Source organism: Arthrobacter sp. NicSoilC5 (genome assembly GCF_019977395.1).
In the GTDB taxonomy this organism is placed as follows: Bacteria; Actinomycetota; Actinomycetes; order Actinomycetales; family Micrococcaceae; genus Arthrobacter.
This window is the reverse complement of record NZ_AP024660.1, coordinates 1,498,146-1,511,210: the sequence shown is the minus strand read 5'-3', so window position 1 is coordinate 1,511,210 and position 13,065 is coordinate 1,498,146. Positions and strand designations below refer to the sequence as shown.

At 67.5% G+C, this 13,065-nt stretch carries 13 protein-coding genes and 1 riboswitch; of the genes, 5 read left to right on the top strand and 8 right to left on the bottom strand.

What is annotated here, in order from left to right:
* Positions 1-19: 19 nt before the first annotated feature.
* The 4 genes from LDO22_RS07005 to thiE all read right to left on the bottom strand — a co-directional run bounded on the left by LDO22_RS07005 (position 20) and on the right by thiE (position 5,183).
* The gene (locus tag LDO22_RS07005; RefSeq protein ID WP_224026568.1) at positions 20-892 is read right to left on the bottom strand and encodes a site-specific DNA-methyltransferase; all 873 of its coding nucleotides are present in this window, start codon (positions 890-892) and stop codon (positions 20-22) included.
* 8 nt (positions 893-900) lie between these two features.
* On the bottom strand, positions 901-2,595 hold the full coding sequence (locus LDO22_RS07000) for a DEAD/DEAH box helicase (RefSeq protein WP_224026567.1): 1,695 nt from the start codon (positions 2,593-2,595) through the stop codon (positions 901-903).
* 293 nt (positions 2,596-2,888) lie between these two features.
* Positions 2,889-4,394 (bottom strand): RNB domain-containing ribonuclease, encoded by a 1,506-nt coding sequence (locus LDO22_RS06995; protein WP_159631499.1) that lies wholly within the window; start codon positions 4,392-4,394, stop codon positions 2,889-2,891.
* Positions 4,395-4,433: 39 nt separating this feature from the next.
* Positions 4,434-5,183: a thiamine phosphate synthase gene (gene thiE / locus LDO22_RS06990; protein WP_224026566.1), complete on the bottom strand. Its 750-nt coding sequence runs from the start codon at positions 5,181-5,183 to the stop codon at positions 4,434-4,436.
* 27 nt (positions 5,184-5,210) lie between these two features.
* Positions 5,211-5,329: riboswitch (TPP riboswitch) on the top strand.
* Here thiE and LDO22_RS06985 point away from each other — a divergent pair.
* The 3 genes from LDO22_RS06985 (at position 5,322) to LDO22_RS06975 (ending at position 7,676) form a co-directional block, all read left to right on the top strand.
* Positions 5,322-6,623: an FAD-dependent oxidoreductase gene (locus tag LDO22_RS06985; RefSeq protein WP_224026565.1), complete on the top strand. Its 1,302-nt coding sequence runs from the start codon at positions 5,322-5,324 to the stop codon at positions 6,621-6,623. (Overlaps the previous riboswitch by 8 nt.)
* Positions 6,620-6,856 (top strand): sulfur carrier protein ThiS, encoded by a 237-nt coding sequence (gene thiS, locus LDO22_RS06980; protein WP_159631501.1) that lies wholly within the window; start codon positions 6,620-6,622, stop codon positions 6,854-6,856. Before LDO22_RS06985 ends, thiS begins: the two co-directional genes overlap by 4 nt.
* Before the next feature lie 4 nt (positions 6,857-6,860).
* Positions 6,861-7,676: a thiazole synthase gene (locus tag LDO22_RS06975; protein WP_159631502.1), complete on the top strand. Its 816-nt coding sequence runs from the start codon at positions 6,861-6,863 to the stop codon at positions 7,674-7,676.
* Positions 7,677-7,748: 72 nt separating this feature from the next.
* Here the strand turns inward: LDO22_RS06975 and LDO22_RS06970 are convergent, their stop codons facing one another.
* The 3 genes from LDO22_RS06970 to LDO22_RS06960 form a co-directional block, all read right to left on the bottom strand.
* Complete coding sequence (locus LDO22_RS06970) at positions 7,749-8,051, bottom strand: hypothetical protein (protein WP_224026564.1); 303 nt, start codon at positions 8,049-8,051, stop codon at positions 7,749-7,751.
* Between the two features lie 58 nt (positions 8,052-8,109).
* Positions 8,110-8,334 carry a DUF3107 domain-containing protein gene (locus tag LDO22_RS06965; protein WP_159631504.1) on the bottom strand — a complete coding sequence of 75 codons (225 nt, stop codon included), beginning with the start codon at positions 8,332-8,334 and terminating at the stop codon, positions 8,110-8,112.
* A gap of 62 nt (positions 8,335-8,396) precedes the next feature.
* Complete coding sequence (locus LDO22_RS06960; RefSeq protein ID WP_159631505.1) at positions 8,397-9,062, bottom strand: TetR/AcrR family transcriptional regulator; 666 nt, start codon at positions 9,060-9,062, stop codon at positions 8,397-8,399.
* A gap of 85 nt (positions 9,063-9,147) precedes the next feature.
* Here LDO22_RS06960 and moeB point away from each other — a divergent pair, with 85 nt between their 5' ends.
* On the top strand, positions 9,148-10,347 hold the full coding sequence (moeB, locus tag LDO22_RS06955) for a molybdopterin-synthase adenylyltransferase MoeB (RefSeq protein WP_224026563.1): 1,200 nt from the start codon (positions 9,148-9,150) through the stop codon (positions 10,345-10,347).
* 121 nt (positions 10,348-10,468) lie between these two features.
* On the opposite strand, the gene LDO22_RS06950 is transcribed toward moeB, so the two are convergent.
* Positions 10,469-11,809, bottom strand: coding sequence for a glutamyl-tRNA reductase (locus tag LDO22_RS06950; protein WP_224026562.1), 1,341 nt, complete (start codon positions 11,807-11,809; stop codon positions 10,469-10,471).
* Positions 11,810-11,967: 158 nt separating this feature from the next.
* Between LDO22_RS06950 and hemE the strand changes: the two genes are divergently transcribed.
* Entirely contained in the window at positions 11,968-13,062 is a 1,095-nt protein-coding gene (gene hemE, locus LDO22_RS06945; protein ID WP_224026561.1) for a uroporphyrinogen decarboxylase, read from the top strand.
* Positions 13,063-13,065 lie beyond the last annotated feature (3 nt).

Genomic DNA, 13,065 nt, shown 5'->3' with positions numbered 1-13,065 from the left:
GGGGCGGACAACACCTTGGCTAGCTGGACGGGAAGGAGCTCAGGGTGGCGTGCGCTCCGAGCCGCTTGGCCATGATGTCGATGGCGGGCTGGTTCTGGTCCACGCACACGAACCTGCGGCCGAGCTTGGCGGCAACTGCTCCGAGGGTGCCGGAGCCGGCGAAGAAGTCCAGGCACCAGTCACCGGGCCGGGACGACGCAGCGACCACGCGGCGGACCAGGCCCTCCGGCTTCTGCGTAGGGTAGCCGGTCTTTTCCTTGCCGGTGGGCGAGACGATGGTGTGCCACCAGACGTCGGTGGGCAGCTTTCCCAGTTCCCGCTTGGCGGGGGTCACCAGGCCCGGCGCCATGTAGGGCTCGCGGTCCACCTCGGCGCTGTCGAAATGGTACTTCGCGGGGTTCTTGACGTACACCAGGATGTTGTCGTGTTTGGTGGGCCACCGGTTTTTCGCCCGGGCGCCGTAGTCGTACGCCCAGATGATCTCGTTCAGGAAGCATTCGCGGCCGAAGATGGCATCCAGCATCACCTTGGCGTAGTGCACCTCACGGTAGTCCAGGTGCAGGTACAGGGTGCCGTCGTCGGCCAGCAGGCGCCAGGCCTCCACGAGCCGGGGTTCCAGGAAGGACCAGTAGTCGCTGAACGCATCATCGTAGCGGTGCAGGGCGCCCTTGATGGTGTCGTAGGAGCGGCCCTTGAAGCCCACCCGGTCCCCGCTGCCGCCGGCGTTCACCACCATCCGGGTTTCCTGGCGCTGTTGCGGCCGGCCCGTGTTGAAGGGCGGGTCCACATAAATCAGTGTGAAGGCGCCGTCCGGCAGCGTGGGGAGGTACTCCGCGTTGTCCGCGTGCACCACCAGGCTGCCGCCGTCCGGCGCCCAAACAGTGTCAGTCATCAGGGCCGTTAGGCCTCGGAGTTGCCCGGCTGGCTGCCGTTGTCCGCACCGGCCACCACTTCGCCGTTGCGGCGGCGGGTGCGGGTGCGGGTGCGGCGGGCGCGGTTGGGCTTTTCGCCGTCGGCCGCGGGTGCTGCAGCTTCGGCGGCGGATGCGGTCTCCGGAGTTGAGGTACGACGACGGCGCTCGCCCGGGCGGCCCGTCGAGTCATTGCTGCGGCCGCCTTCGCGGCTGCCGCCCTTGCCGGCGTCGCTGTTTCCGCGGCCCCGTCCGTCCCGGTCGCGTGAGCGGCCTGCGTCGCGGCCGCCGCGGCTGTTCTTCTTGCCGGTCTCGCCGAGGTCCTCGAGGACTTCGGCGTCGACTCCGGCCAGGGTCCGCTTGTCGCGGGGCAGGCGGCCCTTGGTGCCCTCGGGGATGTCAAGGTCCGTGTAGAGGTGCGGCGAGGAAGAGTAGGTTTCCACCGGCTCCGGCACACTCAGCCCCAGCGCCTTGTTGATCAGGCCCCAGCGCGGCATGTCGTCCCAGTCCACGAACGTGACGGCGGTGCCCTTGTTGCCGGCGCGGCCCGTGCGGCCCACCCGGTGCAGGTAGATCTTCTCGTCTTCCACGCACTGGTAGTTGATGACGTGCGTAACGTCCTCGACGTCGATGCCGCGGGCGGCAACGTCGGTGGCCACCAGGACATCGACCTTGTTGTTGCGGAAGGCGCGCAGCGCCTGTTCGCGGGCGCCCTGGCCCAGGTCGCCGTGGATGGCGGCGGCGGCGAACCCGCGGTCCACCAGTTCCTCGGCCACCTTGGCGGCGGTGCGCTTGGTCTTGGTGAAGATAATGGTCCGCCCGCGGCCGCGGGCCTGCAGGATGCGTGCCACCACTTCGGTCTTATCCATGCTGTGCGCACGGTAGATCAGCTGGCGGATGTCGCGCTTGGTCAGGCCCTCGTCCTCCGGATCCGCGGCGCGGATGTGCGTGGGCTGGGTCATGTACCGGCGTGCCATGGCGATGACGGGGCCGGGCATCGTGGCGGAGAACAGCAGGGTCTGGCGGACGGCGGGCGTTGCCGCGATCAGCGTCTCCACGTCCGGCAGGAAGCCCAGGTCCAGCATTTCGTCGGCTTCGTCCAGCACCACGATCTTGACGTTCTTCAGGCTCAGGTGCTTCTGCTTGAAAAGGTCGATCAGCCGGCCGGGGGTTCCCACCACTACCTCGACGCCCTGCTTGAGGGCTTCGACCTGCGGCTCGTAGGCGCGGCCGCCGTAGATGGTGGCGATCCTGGCGTTGCGCTTCCGCGATGCCGTCACCAGGTCCCCGGCCACCTGGACTGCCAGTTCACGGGTGGGAACAATGACCAGGGCCTGCGGTGCGCCGGGCACGGCCAGCTTGGCGTAGCCGGGATCGTCCTGCCCGATCACGCGCTGCAGCGCCGGAATGCCGAAGCCCAGGGTCTTGCCGGTACCGGTCTTGGCCTGGCCGATGATGTCGTGGCCGCCCAGCGCGACCGGCAGGGTCATGGCCTGGATGGGGAAGGGGTGGGTGATGCCGGCGTCGGCCAGGGATTCGACGATGTCTGCGCGGACGTTGTAGTCGGCGAAGGACTTCTCCGCGATCTCGTGCGGCGTCTCGTCGGAGATTATGGTTTCTTCCGGCTCGATGGTCTCCGTGCCGGACTCATCGCTCAGGAGCTGGTGGGTATGCAATTCACTCACAGGGGAGTTTCCTTATTCATTTGGGCAATGGCGCTGCCTGCTCAACGGGCCGGCCCATGGCTGGCCGCTCCGGAGCACGCTCAGGCGCGCAAGCGATTCCAGTGGAAGCCGATCGCGGGCTATCTAAATGCTGGCACTGGTGACCAACGGGTACATCTCAAGATCGCGTAGGGGCGGGCTTGTTGGTTTCAAATCAAGGAAATCAACGACCGGGCATCCAGTTCTACCCCTCCAGTCTAGCCGTACAGGCGCGGAAACACGGTTTCGGCCCGCCCAGGCGGCCCGCCGGCCCGTCAGGAAACGAGTTCGAAGTGGATCTGCCGGGTGGTGATGTCCGAGGAAACCAGCCGGACGCGGACCTTGGTACCGGACTCCAGTTCGCCCGCGCAGCGTGCAGTCACCGCAGGTTCGGCGATCTGGATGATCCCCGAACTTCCGTTCCCGTTGCCGTTGCCGTTTTTCCCGTTCCCGTTTCCATTCTTGCCATTCCCGTTGCCGTTTCCGTTCTGCGGCTTGGATCCGGAAATGACGATCGCATCAAACTCCTGCCCGATGTGGTTCAGCAGCAGCGCCGCTTCCACGGTGTCCAGGGCCAGGCGTTCCATGCGGGAGGCCAGCTGGTCCGATCCCGCCATGATGCCCGGGAGCAGCGGCAGGGCCTCCCGCGCCCAGCCAGGAACGTCGCCGCCGTTGCTCAGGGCCTCGCAAATGACCAGCACGAAGCGGTCCACCAGGCGGCGCAGCGGCGCGGTGGTGTGGGCATAGGCTGCGCCGATGGCCGACTGGATGCCGTCTTCCGGGACAGTGCCGTCGAAAGCTGTGTAGGACGCGCCACGGAACAGCATGCCGGCTGAGTGCATGATGGCCAGCTGCCGCGGATCGGTGGGATCGAGGGACCGGAGGTACTCGCCGTAGCTGACCTCCCCGTCCCATGGCCTGCCCAGCACCTCGGTCTGCAGCCGGAAATGCCGCAGGGACCGTTCATCCGGGGCAGGCATGGTGCGCAGGATGCCCACTTTGCCCTCCAGCATCAGCTGCGCGGCGGCCATTCCGGTCATCAGCGAAATCTGTGCATTCCAGTCCTCCACGGGAAGCTGCGGAACAGCGTCGATCCGGTAGCCGCCGTCGGGCAACTGGACGATCTCCTGCTCAGGCATGTTCAGGCTGGCGCCCCCGCGTGCCCGTTCCAGCGCCACCCGCTTCAGTCCCACCTCGCGGAGGAGGCCCAGTACGGGGGAGGCAGTCCCGGCGTCGAGATCGGCCTGGGCGCCTTTGTAGCTGAGCTTGTCACGGCTGATGACCCGCGCCCTCCGGACGCCCACGGACAGCACTGTCGCGTCGCCGTCGAGCGTGAAGTCCCAGACGAAAGCCGAACACTCCTGGCCGGGCAGCAGGCTTCCGGCGCCCTCGCTGATCACCTCGGGGTGCAGCGGGATCCGGCCGTCCGGGGCGTAGAACGTCTGTCCGCGGCGCCGCGTCTCGGCGTCCAGCGGGCCGCCCGGAGCAACAAACGCCGGAACGTCGGCGATGGCGTACATGACCCGGTAGCCGTTTCCGTCCGGTTCGATGAACACTGCCTGGTCCAGGTCCGTGGACGACGCCGGATCGATGGTCACGAATCCGACGGCGGTCAGGTCGTAGGACGGCAGTTTCAGCGCGGCGACGGCGGCGCGGGCGTCTTCCACTGCTTCGGCGGGGTACGGTCCCGGCAGTTCAAGTTCCGTCCGCAGCAGGCCCAGCGCCTCTTCCAGGGCGTTCTTGTGGTCATGGACGTTGGGGGCCAACCGATGATGTGACACAAAAATCAGCGTATCCCCAAGTCCCGGAATTAAGCAGGCTCAGGAGCCGGTGCCGTCCAGCGCGTCGAGAAGGGAGGCGGCGGCGGCTGCGGGGTCGGGTGCTTCGGTGATGGCGCGGACCACCACGATCCTGCCGGCACCGGCCTCCACCACGTCACGGACGTTTCCGTGGTCGATGCCGCCGATGGCAAACCATGGCACGGGATCTCCGGCCTGCCGGGAGGCTTCGGCGGCATATGCCACCAGTTCAGGGCCGACGGCGGCCCTGCCGGGTTTGGTGGGCGTGGCCCAGACCGGACCCACACAGAAGTAGTCCAGCCCGGACGGCCCCACCGTTGCGGCCAAAGCGGCGTCCACCTGGTCAGTGGTGTGGCTGGAGAGCCCAATGGCCGCGTTGCCGTTGACCAGCGTCCGCGCTGCCGGCAGCGGAAGGTCCTTCTGGCCGATGTGGAACACCGGCGCCCCGGACAGCACGGCGATGTCCGCACGGTCGTTGACGGCCCACAGCCGGCCATGGCGTACCGCTGTTTCCTTCAGGACCGCCAGGAGGTCCAGTTCCTCTGCGGCTTCGATGGTCTTGTCGCGCAGCTGGATGATGTCCACGCCGCCGGCAAACGCGGCGTCAACGAAGTCCGCGAAATCGCCGCGCGCAGTCCGTGCGTCGGTGCAGAGGTACAGGCGCGCTGCCTTGAGGGCGTCAATGTGGCCGGCGTTGGCAACTTCGGCGGGGAGGGCAGCGGAGGCTGGGGCGTGGGGGCCGGCGGGCAGGGATGAGGCGGACACATTCATGCCTGCAAGCCTAGTTCCTCTAAACTGGGCTGGTACTGCGGGAGCCCGCGGCAGCTGTCATAAAGCGCCGGGCTGAGAGGGCGTCAGAGCCGACCGCTTGACCTGATCCGGTTAATGCCGGCGTAGGGAAGGAACCACATGCGCAACCCCGTTGACAGTCTCCCCGGGCCCGAAGGCGCCAGCGCAAACTCCACTGTCCGGGCCGACGTCGCCGTCATCGGCGGGGGAGTGGTGGGCCACGGCATCGCCTGGGAGGCGCAGCGTTCCGGACGCTCCGTTGCCCTGATCGACGACGCACCCGGAAACGGTGCCAGCTGGGCCGCCGCGGGCATGCTGGCCCCGGTCAGCGAACTGCACTACCAGGAGGAGGACCTCCTGGAACTGATGCTTGAGGCGTCGTCCCGCTGGCCAGGGTTCGCCGCGGGGATCGCCGGCGCGACGGGGGCGGATTGCGGATACCTGACGACGCCGACACTCGCCGTGGGTGCCGACGCCGCGGACCGCCGCGCGCTGATGGACCTCCGCGCGGTACAACAGGCCAACGGACTGGGGGTGGAGCCCCTGGCCGTGCGCGAAGCCCGCAAACGCGAGCCGCTCCTCAGCCCCGCCATCGCCTGTGCCCTGGACACACCCGCGGACCACCAAGTGGACCCCCGGCGCCTGGTGGCGGCCCTGCGGCTGGCCCTCGCGGGCGTTGCACTGACGTCCCCGGAGCTGGCCGCCGCGGGCGCGGTGGACGGGTATGCCGTGCCGGACCGGGCCACCGGCCTGCTGTGGGAGGGCGGAACGGTTGCCGGTGCCAGCCTCGCCGGCGGCGGCACCGTCCTGGCAACGGAAACCATCGTGGCCAACGGCCTGCAGGCAGGGGACCTTGGCGGCCTGCCCGACGGCCTCGACCTGCCACTGCGCCCAGTCCACGGGGACATACTCCGTCTCGCCGTTCCGCAGCACCTCCAGCCCCTGGTGACCTCCACGGTTCGTGGGCTGGTGCACGGAGTCCCCGTCTACATCGTCCCCCGGCAGGACGGGACCGTGGTGATCGGGGCAACCCAGCGCGAGGACGCGCTCTCCGATGCCGTGAGCGCCGGAGGCGTCTACCAGCTGCTGCGGGACGCTCAGGCGCTGGTGCCCGCCGTCGCTGAACTGGAACTGCTCGAGTGCACCGCCCGGGCCCGCCCCGGTACCCCCGACAACGCGCCCCTGCTGGGCCGCGTGCCGGTGGATCCGGGGTCCGGAAACCCTGCCGCCGGGCATGTCCCGGGACTCATCATCGCCACCGGGTTCTTCCGGCACGGCGTCCTGCTCACCCCCGCCGCAGCCGCCATCTGCACGGCACTGCTGGACGGGACATCAGATTCCCGCTGGTCGCCCTTCAGCCCGGAGCGGTTCTCCCGGCCGGCGGCAGCCGCCACCACACCCCACATCAAGGAGACAGCGTGAACATCACCCTGAACGGAAACACGCACGAGGTGGCCGACGGCGCCTCCATCACCACGCTCGTCAGCCAAGTCACCGGACGCCCGCTGGCACCCAACGGACAGGCGACGGACGGCGGGAAACTGGGCGTCGCCGTCGCACATAATGCCCAGGTGGTGCCGCGGAGCCAATGGTTCGCCACCGCGCTCGCCGAGGGCGACGATATTGAACTTGTCACTGCAGTACAGGGAGGCTGACGCCATGACCGAAACCAGCACCATCAACCCCGCCGGAAACGCGGGCGCCGCCGACGCCCTGGTGATTGACGGCGTCGCCCTCGGATCCCGGCTCATCATGGGCACGGGCGGGGCACCCAGCCTGGACGGCCTGGGCGCAGCGCTGCTGGCCTCCGGCACCGCCCTGACCACGGTGGCCATGCGCCGGTACTCCACTGCTGAAACCGGTTCGCTGTTCCAGCTGCTGGTGGACCATGGGATCCGCGTGCTGCCCAACACGGCCGGCTGCTTCACGGCCAGGGATGCGGTCCTGACCGCCGAACTGGCGCGGGAGGCCCTGGAGACCGACTGGGTGAAACTGGAGGTCATCGCCGACGAGCAGACCCTCCTGCCGGACGCCGTGGAACTCGTGGACGCCACGGAGCAGCTGGTCAACCGCGGGTTCAAGGTCTTCGCCTACACGAATGACGACCCCGTGCTTGCGTTGCGGCTGGAGAACCTCGGCGCCACCGCCGTCATGCCGCTGGGCGCCCCGATCGGCACCGGACTGGGGATCCTGAACCCGCACAACATCGAGCTGATCGTTTCCCGCGCGTCGGTGCCGGTGGTCTTGGATGCAGGCATCGGCACGGCGTCAGACGCCGCGCTGGCCATGGAGCTGGGCTGCGACGCCGTCCTGCTGGCCACGGCAGTGACGCGTGCCCAGAACCCCGCGCTCATGGGCGAGGCGTTCAAGCACGCAGTGATCGCCGGCAGGATGGCCAGGGCCGCCGGGCGCATCCCGCGCCGGGAGCACGCCCTTGCCTCCTCTGCGATGGAGGGCCGGGCGGAGTTCCTCTGACCCCCGTCATACAGGTGTGGCCACCGCCCGGATGGGTGGTGGCCACACGCGTTTGTACTGCCCTGCCGGCGGTCAGCGCCGCAGAATAACAGTCAGGCGTTCCGTGTCGCGGCGGGCGCGGGTACGGCCCAGGTAGACGACGGCGGCGATGGCCGCAGCTACTCCCAGGACCATGGGCAGGACCCACGGAAGCCACGTGGTCCCCGGCAAGTAGCCGAAGCCCGCAGTCATCAGGATGATCCAGGCCAGCGCCGCAACACCCGCGGCAACACCGGCCGGAACTGCCGCACCGTATTTGGCATGCCGCTTGTCATTGGCCCAGACGACGAAGCCGGCGGCGACGGTTGCCAGCACCACGATGGTCAGCGAAAGCATGGATCTCCTTGGGAAACTGCGGTGGCCCGGGGACGGGCAGAGGGTGAAACGGGCCGGACTAGAACTGGCCGAAACCTACGCGCCGGACCTCCTCGGCACCGATTTCCACGTATGCCAGTGCGTTGCCCGGAACAATGATCAGGCGTCCTTTGTCATCCTTCAGGCGCAGTTCGCTGCCCTCATTAATGGCTTCGCCAACAACCTTGGCCACCGTCTCCGCATCCTGGGTTGATTCCAGCACGATTTCGCGGCCAACGTTCTGAACGCCGATCTTAATTTCCAAGGGGGCCTCCCAGCCTGTGAAAGTACTCGTGTTTCTCTACGAGGTGTTGTCTCATTTGTAGTCTAGGACTCTTTGGGGAAGCGAGAGATTCCGCGCCAAGCTAAACGGTAGATGAGGTCGCTGGCCACATCGAGGTCCAGATTGCCGTCCGTTTCCAGCCAGTACCGGGCGCTGACCTGCGCCATTCCGGCCAGGCCGCGGCCCAGCAGTTCCGCTTCCAGGTGGGGGAGCTTGGTGTCCTCCGCAATGACCCGGGCAATGGCGTCGGCGAAGGTCCTGTTGAACGTTTCCAGCCGCGAGCTGACATCGGGATCGTTGATCAGGTCGGACTCGAACACCAGGCGGTGGGCCTGGTCGTCATTGGCGATGAAGTGGAAGTAGGCGCGCATGACAGCCTGGACGCGTTCATCGTTGTCCGTGGTGGAGTTCAGGGCGCCCAGCATCAGTTCGGTCAGCGAGGCCAGATGGCTTTCCAGCAGGGCGAGGTAGAGCTCGCGCTTGGAAGGAAAATGCTGGTACAACACCGGTTTGCTCACATGGGCAGTTTCTGCAATCTCATCCATCGCCGCACCGTGGTAGCCGTTGGCTACGAACACCTCCTGGGCCGCGGCAAGGAGCTGTGCGCGGCGCTCATCCCGGGGCAGGCGGGCGGACCGCTGGCCTGCGGGGCGGGAGGGAGTTTGGGGTGCGGCGGAGGCCGGACGGTCAGCCCGTGCTTCAGGGACCACAGTTGTCCTTCTTTCCATTGCAGTTACCCCTCACTTTACTGCGGGGTAATATGACCCGGCGGTATCCCGGGGCATACATTGAAGTATGGCTTCGACTTTCACCGCAAATGTTGCAACCCCTGCCCTGGATCCGCTGGTGGAACCGGCTGCCGGCCTCACTCCCGCCGAGGTTGAACGGTACTCCCGGCACCTGATCATTCCCGAGATAGGCGCGCTCGGGCAGCGGCGGCTCAAGAACGCCAAGGTGCTGGTCATCGGCGCCGGCGGCCTGGGTGCCCCGGCCCTGCTGTATCTCGCCGCAGCTGGTGTGGGAACGATCGGAATCATCGACGACGACGTCGTGGACCTGAGCAACCTGCAGCGCCAGGTGATCCACGGCGTCAGCGACGTGGGCCGCCCCAAGACCGAATCGGCACGCGATGCCATCGCCGGGCTGAACCCGCTGGTTGACGTCCGGCTGCACAACGTACGCCTGGACTCATCCAATGCCCTGGAACTGTTCAGCGGGTACGACCTCATTCTTGACGGTGCCGACAACTTCGCCACCCGGTACCTGGTGAACGATGCCGCCGCCATCCTGGGAAAGCCCTACGTATGGGGTTCCATTTTCCGTTTTGATGGCCAGGTCAGTGTGTTCTGGGAGAAGCACGGACCCACCTACCGGGACCTCTACCCCGAGGCGCCGCCTGCCGGTTCCGTGCCGTCCTGCGGTGAGGGCGGCGTCTTCGGCATGCTGTGCGCCGCCGTGGGATCGCTCATGGTGACCGAAGCGGTGAAGCTGATTACCGGCGTCGGACGTTCCCTGCTGGGCCGCGTGGCCCTGTTTGACGCACTGGGCGGCAGCTGGCGTGAAATCCGGGTGTCGAAGGACCCGGCCGCCCAGCCCATCACGGAACTCACTGACTACGAGGCGTTCTGCGGCATCGCCCCGGCCGCCCCGTCGGACATGGAACACACCGTCACGGCCACCCAGCTGGCCACCATGCTGGCCTCGCGCAAGGCCGGGCTCAAGGACTTCGAACTGGTGGACGTCAGGGAGTCGGGCGAGTACGACATCGTGCGGATCGACGGGGCCAAACTGATTCCGCAGGGACGCATCCTGGCCGGCGAAGCCTGGGATGAACTTCCGCAGGACCGGGACATCGTGTTCCACTGCAAGGCCGGGACACGCTCGGCCAACGTCCTGGCGGCGGCCCGGCAGGCCGGCTACCAGCGCGTCAGCCATCTCGACGGCGGGATCCTGGCCTGGGTGCGGGACGTGGAACCCGGGAAACCCGTCTACTGACCCGGACGCCCCATCACCTTTAGCCGCTTTTTGAGAAACGCCCCATCACTTCCCTGAAGAAAGTGATGGGGCGTTACCGATTTAGGGGCAAATGGTGATGGGGCGTCGGGGAGGGAGAACGTCAGGCGGTTTCGCGGCCCTTGTGGTCCACCGGGCACTCGGCCTCCACCACTGCGGGCGCGGCTGTGGCGGGATGAGAGGTGCCCGGCTGCTCGACGGTAATGCCGTACAGCGCCTCGAGCGCCGCAACGTAATCATCCTGCTGGCCGTTTGCGGCGAGTTCGCGGGCACGGACGGTGGGGACGTGCAGCAACTGCTTGACCATGCGGCGGAGCGCGAACTCCACTTCTTCAGCGGCAGCGGTGCAGCCGTGCCGGGCACGGACCTTTTCCATCTCCGCGTCCAGCACGTTCATGGTGTGGCGGCGCAGGGCAACGATGGCGGAGTCCACGGAGCGGGCTTCGCGCTCCTGCTCGAAGGCCTTGGCGGCGCCCTTGACGATGCCGCTTGCCTGGGCCAGCGATTCCGCCTGCTCCTGCGGCGCGGCCAGGCGCACCGATTCCAGGGTCAGCAGTTCCACGCCGTCCAGCTCGCCGACGGCGGGATCGAAGTCGTGGGTGAGCGCCAGGTCGATGGCAATCAGGGGCTGGGGTGAGTCCGCGCGGACCTGGGCGAGTTCGTCCGCTTCAACCCGGGTGTCCGAGCCGCTGCAGCCGATCATGACGTCGGCGGCCGCCACCGCTGGGCGCAGCGAATCCACATCCAGGGCGGACCCGCCGCGCGAGGCCACGAATCCTTCGGCCCGGCCGGATGAGGAGTAGACGGAGATGTCCGTGCAGCCGCGTTCACGCAGCAGTGCCATAGTGGCGCCGGCGTACGCGCCGGTCCCGAACAGCACAACCTTCTTGGTGGTCCAGTCGGGGTTTTCGGAAAGATCAGTGGCCAGGTCCAGGGCCACCGAAACGATGGAAAGCCCCCGGGAACCGAGGGCCGTCTGCGCGCCGACGTCCTTGGCGGTTTTCGAGGCGGCCTGGAACAGCCGGACCAGGCCGGCGCTGGCAGTACCGTCGTGCTGTGCGGTGATAAGGGCGCGGCGCACCTGGCCGGCGATCTCGCGCTCGCCAACGACGGCGGAATCCAGTCCGGCGCTGACGGCGAACAGGTGCTGGGTTACCTCGGGACCGGTCCGGGTGCTGAAGGAGCGTGACACGAGGGGCTCGGAGAGTCCGCTGGCCTGGCTGATCCGCGACACCAGTGCAGCCCGGGCCGCTTCGACGTCGTTCGGATTGGGCGCTTCGCCGTAGATCTCATAGCGGTTGCAGGTGGCGAGGACCACCGCTCCGGCCACGGCAGGGGATTCGGTGAGCGCGGATGCGGCAATCCCGGAGGAACCGTTGCTCAACTGAGCAACGGTTTCAAGATCGATGTCGGCGTGTGTAGCCACCAATGAGAAAAGAACCACAGCAGACCAATCATAGCTTTTTCGTTGCCCGGTAGAACAACCACCGGAAAGGATAGTCGCCACACCTGGACGTGATCCGTGCCACCTCAAGGATTCCCGTGCCGTCAGCGACAGGTTGTCGTTATCTTTTGCAGCTCTTTTTGGGCACAATCAAAAGCATGACTCCTAGCCCTGCCGTCTCCGCTGCCGGCACCCTCGCCGCAGACCATCCACTGATGGACGGCCGCACAGCAGACTCCCCGCTGATCACGGCCTACCGCGGCGGCAAGCCGTCCCGCCGTCCCGTCTGGTTCATGCGGCAGGCCGGCCGGTCGCTGCCCGAATACCTCAAGGTGCGCGAAGGCATCGCCATGCTGGACTCCTGCCTCCGCCCAGAGCTGGCCTCTGAGATCACGCTGCAGCCCGTCCGCCGCCATGACGTGGATGCCGGCATCTTCTTTTCCGACATCGTCATCCCGCTGAAGCTCGCCGGCGTGGGAGTGGACATCGTGCCCGGGGTCGGGCCGGTCCTCGACAAGCCGGTACGCACGGCGGCCGATGTTGCCGCCCTGCCGCAGCTCACGTGGGAAGCCCTGGAGCCGATCCGTGAAGCCGTCCGCCTCACGGTGGCCGAACTGGGCAAGACGCCCCTGATTGGTTTCGCCGGCGCACCGTTCACGCTGGCCGCCTACATGGTGGAAGGAAAGCCGTCCCGCGACCACCTGGGCCCGCGGACCATGATGCACGCGGACCCGGAGACATGGAACGCGCTGGCCAACTGGGCTGCCGACGCGTCCGGCATGTTCCTCCAGGCCCAGCTGGAGGCGGGCGCCTCCGCCGCCCAGCTGTTCGACTCCTGGGCGGGCTCGCTGGGGCTGACCGACTACACCAAATACGTTGCACCGGCGTCGGCCCGTGCCCTGGACCATGTCCGCCACCTGGGTGCCCCGCTCATCCACTTCGGCACCGGCACGTCCGAACTCCTCGTGGCCATGCGGGACGTGGGAGTGGACGTGGTGGGCGTTGACTACCGGCTGCCGCTCGATGAGGCGAACCGCCGCCTGGGCGGAACGGTTCCGCTGCAGGGAAACATCGACCCCGCGCTGCTGGCAGCACCCTGGGACATCCTGGAGGCGCATGTCCGCGAGGTCATCGCCGCCGGCGCCGGCGCCCCGGGCCACGTTCTGAACCTGGGACACGGCGTACCGCCCGAAACGGACCCGGACGTCCTGACCCGGGTGGTGGAGCTCATCCACTCCATCTCGCCGGAGTAACCC